The organism is Tengunoibacter tsumagoiensis, assembly GCF_003967535.1.
In the GTDB taxonomy this organism is placed as follows: Bacteria; Chloroflexota; Ktedonobacteria; order Ktedonobacterales; family Ktedonobacteraceae; genus Tengunoibacter; species Tengunoibacter tsumagoiensis.
Window position 1 is genome coordinate 2,306,408 of record NZ_BIFR01000002.1, and the last position, 15,177, is coordinate 2,321,584.

The 15,177-nt window shown below is 45.4% G+C and carries 12 protein-coding genes; 3 read left to right on the forward strand and 9 right to left on the reverse strand.

Annotated elements, in window-relative coordinates; translation table 11 throughout:
- Positions 1 to 538: 538 nt before the first annotated feature.
- Both EL628_RS29350 and EL628_RS29355 read right to left on the reverse strand, forming a co-directional pair.
- Complete coding sequence (locus EL628_RS29350; protein ID WP_161975868.1) at positions 539 to 2,170, reverse strand: L,D-transpeptidase; 1,632 nt, start codon at positions 2,168 to 2,170, stop codon at positions 539 to 541.
- Positions 2,171 to 2,501: 331 nt separating this feature from the next.
- On the reverse strand, positions 2,502 to 4,166 hold the full coding sequence (locus tag EL628_RS29355) for a protein kinase domain-containing protein (RefSeq protein WP_161975869.1): 1,665 nt from the start codon (positions 4,164 to 4,166) through the stop codon (positions 2,502 to 2,504).
- A gap of 774 nt (positions 4,167 to 4,940) precedes the next feature.
- Between EL628_RS29355 and EL628_RS29360 the strand changes: the two genes are divergently transcribed.
- Together EL628_RS29360 and EL628_RS29365 are read left to right on the forward strand one after the other, a co-directional pair.
- Positions 4,941 to 5,135, forward strand: coding sequence for a helix-turn-helix domain-containing protein (locus tag EL628_RS29360; RefSeq protein ID WP_126583524.1), 195 nt, complete (start codon positions 4,941 to 4,943; stop codon positions 5,133 to 5,135).
- Positions 5,136 to 5,571: 436 nt separating this feature from the next.
- The gene (locus EL628_RS29365) at positions 5,572 to 7,752 is read left to right on the forward strand and encodes an FUSC family protein (RefSeq protein WP_126583525.1); all 2,181 of its coding nucleotides are present in this window, start codon (positions 5,572 to 5,574) and stop codon (positions 7,750 to 7,752) included.
- A gap of 10 nt (positions 7,753 to 7,762) precedes the next feature.
- Here EL628_RS29365 and EL628_RS29370 read toward each other — a convergent pair whose 3' ends face one another.
- The gene (locus EL628_RS29370; protein ID WP_126583526.1) at positions 7,763 to 8,827 is read right to left on the reverse strand and encodes a phosphotransferase enzyme family protein; all 1,065 of its coding nucleotides are present in this window, start codon (positions 8,825 to 8,827) and stop codon (positions 7,763 to 7,765) included.
- Positions 8,828 to 9,111: 284 nt separating this feature from the next.
- Positions 9,112 to 10,038 (reverse strand): PP2C family protein-serine/threonine phosphatase, encoded by a 927-nt coding sequence (locus tag EL628_RS29375; RefSeq protein ID WP_126583527.1) that lies wholly within the window; start codon positions 10,036 to 10,038, stop codon positions 9,112 to 9,114.
- 272 nt (positions 10,039 to 10,310) lie between these two features.
- On the opposite strand from EL628_RS29375, the gene EL628_RS29380 reads away from it, so the two are divergent.
- Positions 10,311 to 10,724 carry a response regulator gene (locus EL628_RS29380; RefSeq protein ID WP_126583528.1) on the forward strand — a complete coding sequence of 138 codons (414 nt, stop codon included), beginning with the start codon at positions 10,311 to 10,313 and terminating at the stop codon, positions 10,722 to 10,724.
- A 36-nt stretch (positions 10,725 to 10,760) separates the two neighbouring features.
- On the opposite strand, the gene EL628_RS29385 is transcribed toward EL628_RS29380, so the two are convergent.
- The 5 genes from EL628_RS29385 to EL628_RS29405 form a co-directional block, all read right to left on the reverse strand.
- Positions 10,761 to 11,168, reverse strand: a complete 408-nt coding sequence (locus EL628_RS29385; protein WP_126583529.1) for a PPOX class F420-dependent oxidoreductase — start codon at positions 11,166 to 11,168, stop codon at positions 10,761 to 10,763.
- Positions 11,169 to 11,194: 26 nt separating this feature from the next.
- The gene (locus EL628_RS29390) at positions 11,195 to 11,740 is read right to left on the reverse strand and encodes a DsbA family protein (RefSeq protein WP_126583530.1); all 546 of its coding nucleotides are present in this window, start codon (positions 11,738 to 11,740) and stop codon (positions 11,195 to 11,197) included.
- 307 nt (positions 11,741 to 12,047) lie between these two features.
- Positions 12,048 to 12,530, reverse strand: a complete 483-nt coding sequence (locus EL628_RS29395) for a GNAT family N-acetyltransferase (protein ID WP_126583531.1) — start codon at positions 12,528 to 12,530, stop codon at positions 12,048 to 12,050.
- 113 nt (positions 12,531 to 12,643) lie between these two features.
- Positions 12,644 to 13,873 (reverse strand): ISAs1 family transposase, encoded by a 1,230-nt coding sequence (locus tag EL628_RS29400; protein ID WP_126581053.1) that lies wholly within the window; start codon positions 13,871 to 13,873, stop codon positions 12,644 to 12,646.
- A gap of 285 nt (positions 13,874 to 14,158) precedes the next feature.
- Positions 14,159 to 14,941 carry a prohibitin family protein gene (locus EL628_RS29405; RefSeq protein ID WP_126583532.1) on the reverse strand — a complete coding sequence of 261 codons (783 nt, stop codon included), beginning with the start codon at positions 14,939 to 14,941 and terminating at the stop codon, positions 14,159 to 14,161.
- Between the last annotated feature and the right edge of the window lie 236 nt (positions 14,942 to 15,177).

A 15,177-nucleotide genomic window follows, 5' to 3' on the forward strand; every position in this document is an offset into this window, starting at 1 on the left:
ATTGAGCCATGGAGGGGCTCACACAGCGGAGTGGGACCAGAGGAAAGAGACAAGCGGCTTTCCCTACTTTACAGTTTTTTTTATACAAAATAGAGCATTATACAATAATACAAGTAGGGAAGGTTGCTTGTCTCCTTCCACATCTCGACATTCCACCATGCCAGCCCCTCCATAGCATTATTGCCCATTTCCCTATTAAGCTATGTATGGGCTCACAAAGCAGAGTGGGAGCAGAGGAAAGAGAAAAGCGGCTTTGCCTACTTTAAACATTTTTACAGTCATAAGATAACAAAAGCAGTGGGGAAGGTTGCTTGTCTCCTTCCACATCTCGACATTCCACTATGCCAGCCCCTCCATAGCTTCATTTCCCCGTTTTCCGTTTTCCAATTGAGCCATGGAGGGGCTCACATTGTGAAAGGGGAACAGAGGAAAGAGACAAGCGACTTTCCCTTGTATAAAAAAAGATTGGTTCATACAGTGTGTATGAACCAATCCAGTCAAATGGCTCGATCAGACTTCAAGACTCTCGAGAACGCACTTAATACATCAGGATCTGAGTAGAGTAGTCAGTATTGTCGTAAAGCCAGGCAACATCGGCAGTACGCATATTCACGCAGCCATGGGTACCATTATTAGCACTGGCATTGCCACTCGAGTCATGATGGAAGAACTGAGTATAGGGACCATAATCATTGCGCCAATAAGAGTCGTGAATAAAGTACCCACCAGTGTGATACATAATCGCATAATTGATAGGAGTATCTTCATACCAATAGGGCGATCCTTTGGGATAGGGCGACTTAAAGACGGTCTTGTACTGCCGCCACAACACAGACCAGAGACCTGGAACTGGTGGCAACTCTGGACGACCTGCCGTCACCTGGAAAGAGCGAATCAACTGGCCATTCACATAATAGCGTAGTGCATCCTCAATAAATGAGACAACAATCACATGTGAACCACCAAGCTGATAGTGATCAAGCAAGGCTTTATCGGTTGCATGAGGCTGATCATATGACGTCGAATCACTGGCATCGGTCTCAAATTGCTTCAGATGAAAGATAGCATTCTGGGTATCCGTCAGAACCTGCTGATAATCATCCTCAGTCTGAGCAGCATTGAGCTCGCGATCGATATCTTCACCCAACCCTTTTGTCATATAAGGTCCATCCAGAGGATACGTTATACCATTATAGGGATCAGCATAGGTATGAGCATTCCCCCAATTCGTAACCTCTTGATGATATTGTTGAACAAGAATAATCGTCTGAGCTTTCACAAGATCCAGATGCATATCTAAAACATCCGCATCAACTTTCTTTGAGAAAGCCTGATAGTCCTGTAACGTTTTGACACTGTTTGTCTGGGCTCGATCGGCATCTAATTGTTGCTGATATTTTGTTGCATCAATACCGGCCTGTTTGATCTGATCAACCTTCCCACTCAGTTCATCAACCTTGGCCTGGACAAGTTGGGGAATAAGCTGATTAAAACGCGAAGCAACCTGCTGGCTCTGATCATCAATCTTCTGACTCGCAGCCTCCATATCTTTCGGCTGAGTTGCTTTAGCCACATCGGCTTTATCTGCATCATATTGCTGTTGCAGATCCCCAATATCCTGTTTATTGGTTTGCAAAATTGAAATGATCTGATTTAACGACTGCAATTTTTCGACTGTTGCTGGCAATAGATTGAGCGTAGAGATCGCAGTGTTCACATTAGCACTAATCGTTAGATAGTCTTTCGGAGTCTTCGCATCTTTCAGACTAGCCTGATTTTGTGTGTAGACTTGCGTCAATGTATCAAGAGAAACTTCTGGATTCGCTTTTGTCGCAAGTGAATGTTGTAAGTTCTGAAGATCGGTCTGAGCCTGTTGCTGGGATTGTTCAGTTGCAACTTGAATAATCCCTTTCATTTGTGTCTTCAAAACCCCATAGTTTGTGGCAAGGTTCTGATAATAATCGGTCACGGGCTGCTCATTGAACAATGCTAGAGGAGCATTTGTAGAGCTAAGAACCTGCTTCTGCTTCAGAACCGATTTCAGCAAGGATGAAGGAACGCCAATATCTTGCGCTTGCTTAATAGATTGATTAAGGGCTGACAGATTCTGAGTTGCCGTCTGCTGGACACGTGGATCACCGCCTCCGCAAGCACTCAAAAGAGACAGCATAATACTTAAAACCAGAATGGCAGGGAGAATTCTTCCAGCAACCTGCCATCTGCCATACCTGGATATGTGTTTTCCAGGGAAAGCAGAAGAAGACTTCATTTGCATGTAGCACCTGCTATATATATTTAGATATTCAGATAGAAAGGTTTAGTAGGCGTCTCTATATTTCGCCGCGCAAAACCAGCGTACAGTTAAAGAAAGAACAGCGTATAGATTATAGTCTACCATAAATCTTCAAGTAGTGGGTGTTTTTGCCAAAAGAGTGCCTCAAAATACTATGCAACGCTTTACTCGGACGAGCTGCAGTATTTTCTTCAACGCAGCTCTCCTTCTATCCTACAACGACCGATCCATCAGCTTGCACATGAATCGGAACCGCTTTCAGAGGGGCTGAGGCTGGTCCAGTGACCACAGTTGCCTGATGAGCTGGATCAAAGGTCGCATGATGACGAGGACAGACCAGTTTCTGGCTTTGAGGATCATACTGTACAGCCACTCCCTCGTGAGTACATGCGCTTTCATAAGCATAGAAAGCACCATTTGGTAAGCGAACTAACAAGCTTTCCGCTTTATCGACTGGATTCGTAAACGCCTGGGCACTGTTATTAGAGATGCTCTTTAAGACTGTAGCTGCTTGTTTCTGCTGGTGTATCGGTGTAACCTGGGCCTGAACAGAAGGCTGCCGCAGATAGTGCAGAAGGCCAAAACCACCTATCCCTGCCAGACTGGCTGCGGCAATACTACTAGCAGCTTGTACAAATTTACGTCGCCCCGAAAGAACGGGTTCCTTCGTTACAGGGAGGGGCTGCATTGAAGGGGCGATGGAAGGTTTCACTGTCTTCCACCAGTCAAATGGATCAAACCGCTGCTCCTGCTGGCCAGAGGTTTCTGGGTCAACAGGATCTATCGACGTAGTGAGAGGTGTTCTCTCTGATATGCTGTGAGCGCTCATCTTCTGAGGAAGATTGACAGGGGTTACACTCAGGCTTGCCAGGGAGGCCGTGGCAAAACTCGGGGTGCCAAATGCGTAGGGAGCGACTGATATCTCTTCGACTAACCATTGAGAATCTGAACGCTTCATAACTGGTTGCCACGGCTGGTGTTGGGCAGCTCCTTCCAATATGCTTAACGTTCGCTCAAACAGGTTGACCAACTTGATAGCTGAAGTTAAACGCTGCTCAGGATTACGCTCTAAAGCACGCTGAAGGACAAGATCAAAAGCGGCTGGAACATCCGGATTAATAGTATGAACAGACGGAATACTCTCTTCCACGTGTTGCCGTAGCGTCTCAATCGGATCATCATGTACAAACGGTGGGCGACCAGTTAAAAGTTCAAATAGTATACATCCTAAAGCATATATATCAGCTTTTACATCAATAGGAGCGCCCTGAACAACCTCTGGAGCAATATAAGCGGGATGCGTTAAAAGTGTACCAGCAACACTAAATAAATGATCTGATGACTGCTGCAATGTCCCAATGCCGCTCATCTCAAGCATACGAGTCAAACGAAACCCTGCAATCTGGATCCCTCCATCTGTCCCCAATAGCACAGCCGAAGGCTTCAAACCACCATGAACAACTCCTGATTGGTGAGCATATTCCAGGCCAGCAGCAATCTGGCGTATGATAGCAAGCGCTTGTGCAGGGGTAAAAATCTGCTGCTTCAAAAGGACAGACAGCGATCCACCTTCTCCCAAGGGAGTAACAAGATAAGAAAAGCCAGCATACTCCCCAAAGTCATAAACAGGCACGATATTGGAGTGACTCAATCCAGGCAACGGAGAAGCTTCCGAGATAAAACGGTCCATAAACCGTCTGCGAGCATTTTCCCCACATGCTTCAGGCAAGACAAAGAGCGTCAACATACACTGAAACTTTTGTTCCAATGAATGAGCACTATAAGCGACACTAATACTTCCTTGTCCAAGCAGGGCATCTACATGATATGCCCCAAAGGTCCTACCTACTAACCAATCCATGGTGCCTTGCATAGATTCCATCTCCAGTATTGCTGACAGTCTTATTAAAAGGTAGGACAGCACAAAAACGTCACTCTAAACATTTTGCAAACAAATTTTGTTGCCGCATAGTCCCAAAGGAGCATGGCAGAAGATAAAAAAAGTGGATGTACTAGCAACGAAAGACAATGGCACCTTCTTCTCCAATAATCCCTGTACAGAAGTGTATACAGAAGGCTGGTTCATCGTCAATAGCATTTCTGACAAACCAGGACTTGTGGGTAGGGTGAAACAAAATTTTTTTTGGTCACATATTTATTGTAAGGAATCTGTGAGATTCAACTGTAACCATCTAAAGTTAAGAAGAGACAGTGATAAAATACACTTTAAATCTACTAACACATGCACCTCAGAACAACATTAGCCATCACTAAAAGAACAACTCTCTTCAGCAGAACTATATAGAGCAACCTGTTCTCTCTATGAAAGTGCAGTTATTCGACGATAGTGACGTCCGCAGGTTTGACATCCCCTAGGGATAGTACTAGAATATGAACACACCACAGCAACTATCCCCAAAAATGCTTCTGCTCATAGTCGAAACTTTCCATCATATACAATAGGGTTACCGTTATACAGATACAATTGTTTTTTTACTGCTTTACAAATAGGGAATTGTGTTATACAATATCTACACAAGACGATCCTATGCATTCCTCATTTGGACCACTGCATAACGTTCTCACTTGGTTAAACTCACCAGATTATATGGTGATCTTATATCACAATTTGATAAGGAGTAAAAAAATGAGTGATCTTTTAACTGTATCTGAAGTTGCCGATATTCTTCGTGTTGATGATACCACCGTTCGCCGCTGGGTAAAACAGGGCGCGCTCGAAGCAGTCGTATTGCCTCACGTGAATACCCGCCAGGCCTATCGCATTAAACGCGAGACCCTGAACCGCGTCATCGGAGATACAAACCAGACAGCTGCCAAGTAAAGCTGCTTCTACGCATCAAACATACAAAGCCATCTATGCATAAGTGAGCATAGGTGGCTTTCAAACTGTTAGTGCGCTACTTCTTCTGGTCTTCTTCAACTAACTATGCTATTGTAAGGGTCTATTATTAAGTAACTCCTACTCTATAGATACAGATAAAATAGCTACAAATTTTTCAAACTTATGGTATACTAGCAATGTATCAACGACGACGCACAATGACGCATTCTACTATAGAGCTGACTGGATAAAGTCATCCCCCATTCTTAACTGCTGAGAATTATCCTGAATTCCGCATCATAGATGTGCCTGTTTAAAACAAACACCCTCTCAGAGGCATCCATAGACGAACATGCCAGGCATGTTCAGCTCTTAAAGAGGAAGTTGTTTGAAGTTGTAGACGAAACCACGTAGATTTATAATCGGAACCAAACACATGCCTACTATCCTGAGTAATTTCAAAGCTGCTACTCGTCAGCAAATGAAGACTATTTATGAATTGATACACTTAAGTGTCTCTCTCAATCAAGATGCTTTTTTAAGCGGGTTAAGAATTACACTGATCTCTATCCCACCTCTCCTCCTTGGCCTGATGATGAAACGCCTGGACGTGACTGGAATGGCTTTTCTCGGAGGTCTTTATGCTTGTCTGGCTGATGTAGGAGGGATCTATCGGCAGCGTGCTCTTTCGATGGGCCTGGCGACCATATGTATGGCGCTTGCTGCTTTCATTGCCACACTGGTTGGGGGTATCTTCTGGTTGGCGATACCCCTTATGTTTCTCTGGGCATTCTGTTTCTCGATGCTAAGCGCCTATGGCAATTTGGGGGCGAAAGTCAACTTTGTTGTGATTGGTATTTTTATCATTACACTGGGCCAGCCTGCTCATCTGCTGATGGCTTCAGAGAGGTGTCTGGCATTTCTGACTGGTGGGGCCTGGGCGATGCTCCTTTCATTAGCCTTCTGGCCTTTTCGCCCTTATCAACCAGTCAGACGATCAGTTGCCGATTACTATCGATCTCTGAGTAGCTTTATGCAGCAGGCCTATGATGTAGTAACCAGGCTTGATACACAACAGCGTTGGAGTGAGCTTGTGACATCCGAACGAGCTCTTGTAATGGCCGCCCATGATCAGGCCCATAAGGTGGTTGTGCAATCTCGCGTGCAACAGGAAAGCTCCAGTTCAATCGAACAACATCTTTTGATGTTGACGTTCAATGCTGATCGGCTCTTTGAAGAGACAATCGCTCTGGTGGAAAGTATAGAAGCCGTTACACGTCAGACGAATCTTGCAGATATGCGAAATTTGTTAGCGGATACAGTCCAAAAGATTGCGAAAGAGCTTCTGCATCTCGCAAAATCAATTGACCAGGATATTTTACTGGATCGTGCATCGCTTCAAGAGACATACACCAGTATCGAAACAAGTCAGGATAATCTGCGCATGCACCTGGCACGATTGATGCACCATCCTTCAGCACTTTCAAAGGTTCGTGCCACTATCGTTTCATTGGGCCATCTGAATAATTCGCTCAAAACAATTGCCGCTTCCGTTCAGCAGGCTCATCCATCAACCGTGCCACAAGTAAACACGAAGCAGGCAAAGCAATGGCGTGAAGCGTTTTTGACCTTAAAAAATAATCTGACAGCTCGCTCGCTCGTCTTTCGACACGCGCTTCGTCTGGCGACGGTTACGACCATCAGTGTCGCTATCTATCTCTTTTTTCATCTGCACAATGGTTTCTGGATTCCTCTGACCGCTCTTTTTATCCTCAAGCCAGAGTTTGGAGGCACTCATCAACGAAGCATTCAACGCATCAGCGGCACAGCCTTTGGAGGTATGCTAGGAGGAGCGATTGCATTGACAGTTCACAATGAGCTACTGCTCGTGGCCTGTCTGATTGTCCTGGGCTTTATGGCGTTTGCTCATCTCAAAGGAAACTATGGGATCTTTGTCTTTTTCCTTACCCCCTTTGTCGTTATCATGCTGGATCTCTCTATGCCTGGAAATTGGCAGATCGCTGTCATACGAATTTTTAATACATTTATTGGTGGCTTGCTAGCTTTTCTCACGGGCTATCTCTTCTGGCCACTTTGGGAGCGTGAACGTTTGCCGGAACAGTTAATCAGAACCATTGCAGCTAATCGTGCATTCTTACGAGGGGTCCTCCAAAGCTATCAGGCTACCGCTCTAGCGCCGGATAATGTGCAACGGACAAGCCATGAGGCATATAGAGAGAACGCAAATGCAGCCGCAGCTTTTCAGCGTCTTCTTGGTGAGCCGCTCAATCAACGCGGGAATGTTGAACTCTTCTATGCTCTAGTAACCTATAATCAGCAGTTCTGCGATAGTATTACAACGCTGGCCACTCATATCCGTAGTCTGGATGGAAAGCCATCGACCAGGGATGTGGAAGAATGGATGCGAAGAATAGATACTATGCTACTGTCTATTGAGCGTTCGATACGTTCAGGGTCTTATCTCCATCAGCACAGTCAGCTTGAAGAAAAGCTACAGGATATCCAGATTTCATTACAGCAGCTCATTGAAGTTCCCTGCAGTGCCGCTTTACACTGGGAGGCTGCATTTCCTGCCATCGCCCATCAAAAAATCTAGAGTTGCTGGCTCAGGTCGATCTTACCTTCGGGTTCATCAGTTGCGGAAGGTGTTCAGAGGCAAATTGAAGATAGGCAGGAAATGCAGCTTGAGTTGTAGGAGTAGAAGATGTCCACAAATAATGCATGCGTTTCATAATAGTAATAGCTGTAAAAATATGAAGGCGTTCTTCATAATGGGCTGGTAGAGCACGGATACGTTTGTATCCCTTAAAAAAAGTCTTACGCATGGCCTGCTCGTCTGGTCTCCCGGCGATACCACCTAATGTGATCGCAATGTCAAACAGATAATAATTCCAACAACAATCATTGAAATCAATCGCTCTTACCTCGCCCTGATGGAATAGATAGTTCTCCTGTTGAAGATCAAAATGAATAAGCCCATAATTATCGGGATCGCGAGGAAGCGACTGAAGCTCCTCACGAAGCCATTCACAGGTTGTATGGAGAAGATGTTGAACTTTTGGAGTAATAAGCTTCTGATGAGGGGAATCTATCAACGAAGGTTCAAAAAATATCGCTCTGCCAAAGGTCTGCTCCCATTCCCAACGTGGACGAATAAATCCAGCTGGTGGAGTAAAATAACGGGCATGTTGGTGAAGGCGAGCCATAAAGGTTCCCACTCTTTCCAGCAAAGAAGGAGACAGCCCTCCATCAACAAAACGACCTTCCACCCAACGAAAAAGCATTGCATACCGTACTTCTGACACATCCTCAACCATCACCTTAAAGACCAATTCACCTGTACGTGTAAAAACAGGTTCAGGCACTACTAGCTCGGCCTCTCGTCGCAGTGCAGCCAGCCATATTAGCTCAGATTGCAACATTGGCATTTCCAGACTCGATGGATCACAGAGACGGAGGACAAATCGCCCACTCTCGGGCAGAACACTCTCCTCTCCCTCCTCAAACACTCTCTGCCTGTTCATAGCAGTCACACGAAAAATCGTATTCCCACGGTGGGCCAGTAAGCTCAATCGCACAGTACCAAGATCATAATGTGTCAATGCAGCTTCGGCAAGAATACGCATCTGCCTTAACTGACTGGTATAATTTACCTGTTCCTGGGTATCCATCCATCCAAACCTCTTCTTGATTTAATGACAAAACAGGAGAAAGATCCCACATTCCACAAGAAACTTTTAAGGTAGCATCTCAGACTATTTCGGAATGCAGAGATCACGAGTATCTCCACAATGTGACCTGGCCTGGAGCTTAAATTTAAAACATCAGGTGCGGAATGTTAGAAAGATAACAAGGAAAGTATACAATAGAACATGAAGAAAAGCATCGGCCATTTGGTCGATGCTTCATAAACATATTTAAGTATATTTTCTTGCATAAAAATCTGCTTAAATATCTAACGATGGCAACTGATCACAATGGCGCTCATATCATCATTTTTTGCGCGCAGGCTCCCGCCATTTTCTAATGAGCGCTGAATAGCTTTCATAACCAATTTATAAGCAACACGTGTTCTCGTAGCTGAACGCATGATGGTCTCAATCTCTTCATCTATGAGATTATCATGGATTCCATCCGAACAAATGAGAACACGATCGCCAGGAAAAATCTGTATCTGATCCAGGTGAAGAGCAAGATCTTTATCGCCTAAGGCCTGTGTAATGCCGTTGCGCTTATCAAAATAGCTTCGCTCAATGTGGGTTAACTGGTCAACCGTCAATGCCTGATCAATACGTATAATATCAGCAGGAGTCAGGGCCCCTTCCCTCAATAAGAGAGAGAAATACCCATCGTCCTCAGTCAGACGCAGTAGATGCTCAGTCTCTCGTAGCAGATAGATCCGGCTATCTCCTGCATGGGCATACGTCATTGTATAGCTCTGTTGCCCCGTTTGCGCGCAAAGAGCAATCAGGGCCATTGTTGTAGCAGGGCGTGCTTGCGGACGAGTACCTTTCCCTGCTAACCGATCCCCCTCTAAAATAATCTCCTGGTTTACCTCACTGATCAGCTGTTGTATTACAGAGGAGATCTCAAGCTGCTCACAGGAAAGGCAGGGCAATTGCTCGTCGATGACAAGAGCGTCCAGAACATGCCGCCAACGGCTGCGCAATGTACGAACAGCCAGCCGAGATGCGATCTGTCCCTGATTGGAGCCAACGCCATCAAAGACAGCAGCCAGTCCATGCTTTTCATCCACCAAAAGAGCATCTTCATTGCGCTCACTATGCTGAACATGTGGAACGCTATGACGGGCATAGGTAAAAGCAGTAGAGCTATTATCTGCTGCTCGGCGCGTTGTTTTCTTTCCTGCATCCGCTACCATTGATCAACTCCTTTTGCTACATTGATTTAATACCATATACAATACTACAATATAACGCATAAAGTGATAGTTCGGCAATATGATAATGGCAGTGATATGATCCTCTTCTCATTTTTTTAATAATGCTCTAAACGACAAAACTGCCCCCTTCTTTTGCAATTTTCACGTCTTGTGTGTATAATAAATAAACATTGTTCAGCTGCTGGTATGCCATTTTAATGCTGTTTGCGGAGCCTAATTGGAGACACAAAAGTTAATGGTGAGGAAAATGAATGAACATTGCGGTTCTCGATGATAATGCGGCCATCCTAGACTATGTCGAGACTGTTCTCGTCATGGATAGCCACACAGTCTCCAGACATCTTTCCAGTCAATCCCTATTAGACGCTATCTTTGCACATGTTGATGCAACTGGACAGCTCCCTTATGATCTTGTGGTGCTTGATCTCATGCTTCCAGGAAAGCTTTCTGGAGCCGATGTCTTCATCCGTTTGCGCAAAAATTTCAGCGAAACACAGCTTCCACTTGTAATTATTACTGCAGTTAGCAACGCGACCCTGGAGCAATTTCGTCAGATACTTCCTGATGATGTGGCACTACTTAGAAAACCCTTTAGCCCTCGAGCTCTGCGCCAACTTATTAAGCAATACGAACATCCATCAGGAAGACTTCAACTAAAAATGTGATTATCAACTCATTTTTCAGGCAATGATCGACACCCTCTAGCTGTTCGAATGCACTGAACGGCTAGAGGGATGATAGGCATCACTATCAATGCCCCAACTGGTAATATGCGTGGACGTGATACGCAAGATCTCAGCATCCATCCCTTCCTGCATCGTTTCTTGCAGCGTCTCAGCCCTGGCCAGCCCTCGCACTTCAACTCCCCTGGGCTGCCATGGTGGCAAAACATCATCAACGACAAAAGCTACACGTCCATGTTGCACGGCTTCACGAAATTTCTTGCTCTTAGAGAGGTTAAAACCTCCAATATCAATTGTATCCAGCTCTGCATTAAAGCGAAAACTGACAGGGACAACATGCGGATCTCCCTGCGAATTGACCGTTGCTAGACGTCCAAGCGGCTGGCTCGAAAGATATTTGATCTCGTTTGGTGTGAAATGGCTCATGTTATCCAACCCTCCAATCACTACTTTCAGCCTTGTAAAGCTGACTCTAATGCGCTATTGAACGTATCGACGTCGTAAGAGTCGTCATAAAAAACTCCGTTGATAAAAAACGTTGGGGTCCCCTCAACCCCACTGTTTAAGCCACTCTGCAAATCTTCATGCACACGTTGTCGATAAGTTTGCGACTCCAGATCATGCAGCAATTGCTTCCGATCCAGTCCAATTTCTTCTATATAGGTAGCCAGCTGGTCATCTGAGAGCTCTTGCTGATGGGCAAACAGCTGCTCGTACATCTGCCAGAACTTTCCCTGAGCTCCCGCTGCTTCAGCTGCCTCAGCCGCATGTTGAGCGTGAGGATGAACCGTTGAAAGCGGAAAATTGCGATAAACAAAACGGAGTTTATCCCCAAATTTCTCTTTGATTGCCTTGACAACCTGATAAGCAGCACCACAATCTGGACATTGATAATCCCCATACTCAACTAATGTAAGAGGAGCATCATCTGAGCCCTGAGCATGATCACGCTGGCTCACTGGTAGAACTAGATCTAAAGAGCTCTGTTCTTGCTTCATAATCGTAATCTCTCCGATATAACTCCCATTAACCTGGGAACGAATTTACTCATCAATTCGTACGAATTTCTCTGTACTTAGAATACGAACAGAACTCATTCAGGCAATACAAAGAGCATTACTTTCACTATACTTTGAGGCGACAAACAAAAAACCCACAGGTCATCAAACTGACTGTGGGTTTTAACTTAAAGCAACCAGGTGCGAAAACTACTGGGAAAGCTCATAAGAGCTGATCATAGCGCTAAACCATGAAAGAGAGACCAGAACCAATCATGCTGACTGCTTCATCTCCACGAACAAGCTCTCATTGGTACAACGTTCGTTGAAATAAAACGAGCGTCTGACCAGGTCCATCATAATCTGTTGAAACAGGAATACCACCCAGTTCTTTATCTCCTGGCAAGAGACGAAAGCCCATCTTCTGGTGAAATTGAATTGAACCACTATTCGTTGGTGAAGTCAAAGAATACACTTCATTACACCCCCATTCTCTCATTTGTTTAAAAAAATGTTGATAGAGTTGACGAGCAATTCCTTGACCCCGATAAAGTGGATTGGTAGCGACAAAATGGATATAGGCCTGATTTGCATGGGTCTGTGAACGGAAACCTACAAGAAAGCCAGCAATCTGTCCCTCAATTTCGGCTACAACGCTCCCAGATTGGAAATGAATAAAGAAGAGGCGCGGCAAATGAACTGCCATTGGTTCACCTCCCCACCATTCATCCACAACAGTGATAATTGGTTGATAATCGTTGACGTTAAGTGGACGCAACTTTACACGCATAGATACCTCTTTCTTGCATTCGATTTCACACTCCTCCTCCCCACGCATTATTACTATACCTAATGACAGGATAGACGTCAGATTTCTCCCCCAATTGGCAGGGCGTTCCAATTCTAAACGACATGGCATGTTCCCTTCTGAACCAGAAGAAAAGCCTGGGTAGGGTCCTGCTGAAACCAACGGATTTGGTCGGGAACATTTTTGACCCCCAAGCGATCCATGAGGCTCAGCACACAGGTGTTCAAAAGGGTTAACACATGGGGAACGCTTTGGGTCCGTGACTGACAACCATCTTCCCCCAAGGTCACATCTCGACGCCAGTGCAGTCGATTTTCGATCGCCCAATGCTTTCTCACTACGTCCAACAGACGATCCGCTGACGCGTGTCGCATGGGCACATTGGTGAATCCATAGACCACTTCTTGTCTGCGCTGTCCTGTTTTGCTGATCACCGTGTCACGGGTGAGGCGAAAGACTTGCTCAATGCCACACCAGGTGGCGGCAAACCAGTCATTGAGGTCGGGGCTACAGACGATCTCCCGCCTCTCCACGCGCCCATGACCTTTCTCACACGTCTGGGCTTGCTTCCACCGTCGACGATCAGGGGAGGGATCTTCAAAAAAATCGGCAATATCTTCTCGCAAGGATGGTTGATTGCCTTTGGCTATCAAGACGTAAAACCCACCAGCGTGATGAATCAGGGAACAAAAGTGCCGTTGGGTATGCATCGCATCAGCGCTGACAATGCGTCCTCTAAGTACTGCCGGGTTGAAGAGCGTCTTGGCCGCACTGATCTCATTTTGCTTGTCTCTCACATTGCACTGGGCCAGCATGATCCCTGTGTTGACTTCATACAAGCTCAATTGATGGACCGGGGTCTCTTCTGAGGTCGTTGCCCGAACGGTCTTGCCATCCAGGGCCAGATGGGCATGCTCGTAGGCACCTGCGGGTGTTCGTAAACGACTCGGTTCATCCTGGCAACGACCTTGCGCTTCCCATCGCACAAAGAAATCAGCCAGCAGTTGACTCAACTGTGCAGGATCGACCATGGCCAGGTGATTGCTGTAGGTGGTTTGGCAAGGCATCGTCTTTCGCGTGAGCCCAAAGTGCTGCGCAATGAGCATCCTGCGATAGCGTGCCCATTGAGTGACTCCTTTGAGGGTTTTTTCTCCACAGATCTTGGCGACGACGACCAACGTGAGCACGAAAGCCAGTTCATAGCGTTGTCCCTGACCTCTTCGGGGATCGGGAAGGTGTTGAAAGAGATGATACAAAGAGAGAAAGAGTGCTGGGTTGTTGATTTCTGCCTTCCTCTCGGGAAGGGAAAATGTGGTATAGTCCATGCAGAGTTTTCCTTGAGAGTGTGATTGGTTTTTCTATTCTACAAGGAAAACTCTTCTTTTTCATCTCCATTTTTAGAATTGGAAAGCCCTGCCCAATTGGTCATTCTATACACAGACTCCCCTCTCTTCAGTATTGAAAAGAGGGGAGTCTGTGTAATCTTGAGCTGGCTTATACCACTATTTTACGATTATTCTTTCTGCTAACCACTATTTTACGATTATTCTTTCTGCTAACCACTATTTTACGATTATTTCTCTCTGGTATGAGAGCGACTCATTCTTTCGTTATTTTGTTGGAAGCTGAATAAATGGCACTCCATCTGTTGCGCTCGGCAATTTGCCATCCCATTTTTGAATTGCTAAGAATTGCAGGTACTCAGGCGTAAGACTGCCAGAATCTTTGAGCGCTTTCTGTGCGTCAGCCTGACCCTGAGCCTGAATCAAAGCTGTCTGCGCTTCAATCTGAGCCTTCTCCTTGTTTTGTTCGGCAATAGTTTTTTGCTCAATTGCGGCATTGAATTCTTGTGAGAAGGAGAAGTTCACAATATTCAGATCATCCATAATGATGTCATACTTGCCAAGGCGATTCTTCAGTTCAGTATAGGCAATCTGTTTGACTTCCTCGCGTTTCCCAATTAAATCGGACGCAGTAAATTGCGAGGTGGTCGATTTAAAGGCCTCCTGTGCAGCAGGGGCGATGATCCGATCGACATAATCAGCACCTATATTTTGATAGACATCAACAGCCTTCTCCCCTCTTAAATGATAGTTAAGGGCAATCGTAGATGTGACCTGTTGTAAGTCTTTCGAAGCAGCCAGGGCCTCAACCTGCTCCTTTTGGGTTCTAGTCTCCATAGAATAGACGCTTTCCACAAAAGGTAGTTTGAGAATAAAGCCCGGCGTTACCACACGATTGACAGCACCAAACTTTGTCACAACTCCAACATGACCAGCATCGACGGTGGTCCAGACGCCAATGCCTGGAAGGAGGGCAAAAAAAGCGAAGATTGCTCCCAAAAAGATGAGGATACTTGCTAATCTATGTCTTTGAATAACATTTCTAATCATTACATCCTTCTCCTTTTCAATGCATAAATGTACGTATAATCACCATTGCATACAAAATCATGGATATACACATGATGGATATTGCAGTTAAAAACATCAACGATTTTAGACACAACTACTACGTGTCACAGCAGTAGCTCATTGCTTCTAAAGTACGGTAACAATCTTCCTTCAATAGGTAAGACGTCACTTTTTTACCAAAGTAAAATGAGCCTTCTCTTGATGCACACCCAACT

Bases quoted from the DNA above. Each gene is read 5' to 3' on its own strand.
- EL628_RS29355 (WP_161975869.1), bottom strand. From the start codon at position 4,166: ATGCAAGGCACCATGGATTGGTTAGTAGGTAGGACCTTTGGGGCATAT.
- EL628_RS29405 (WP_126583532.1), bottom strand. From the start codon at position 14,941: ATGATTAGAAATGTTATTCAAAGACATAGATTAGCAAGTATCCTCATC.
- EL628_RS29380 (WP_126583528.1), top strand. From the start codon at position 10,311: ATGAACATTGCGGTTCTCGATGATAATGCGGCCATCCTAGACTATGTC.
- EL628_RS29365 (WP_126583525.1), top strand. From the start codon at position 5,572: ATGCCTACTATCCTGAGTAATTTCAAAGCTGCTACTCGTCAGCAAATG.
- EL628_RS29370 (WP_126583526.1), bottom strand. From the start codon at position 8,827: ATGGATACCCAGGAACAGGTAAATTATACCAGTCAGTTAAGGCAGATG.
- EL628_RS29390 (WP_126583530.1), bottom strand. From the start codon at position 11,740: ATGAAGCAAGAACAGAGCTCTTTAGATCTAGTTCTACCAGTGAGCCAG.
- EL628_RS29375 (WP_126583527.1), bottom strand. From the start codon at position 10,038: ATGGTAGCGGATGCAGGAAAGAAAACAACGCGCCGAGCAGCAGATAAT.
- EL628_RS29360 (WP_126583524.1), top strand. From the start codon at position 4,941: ATGAGTGATCTTTTAACTGTATCTGAAGTTGCCGATATTCTTCGTGTT.
- EL628_RS29350 (WP_161975868.1), bottom strand. From the start codon at position 2,170: ATGCTGTCTCTTTTGAGTGCTTGCGGAGGCGGTGATCCACGTGTCCAG.
- EL628_RS29385 (WP_126583529.1), bottom strand. From the start codon at position 11,168: ATGAGCCATTTCACACCAAACGAGATCAAATATCTTTCGAGCCAGCCG.
- EL628_RS29400 (WP_126581053.1), bottom strand. From the start codon at position 13,873: ATGGACTATACCACATTTTCCCTTCCCGAGAGGAAGGCAGAAATCAAC.
- EL628_RS29395 (WP_126583531.1), bottom strand. From the start codon at position 12,530: ATGCGTGTAAAGTTGCGTCCACTTAACGTCAACGATTATCAACCAATT.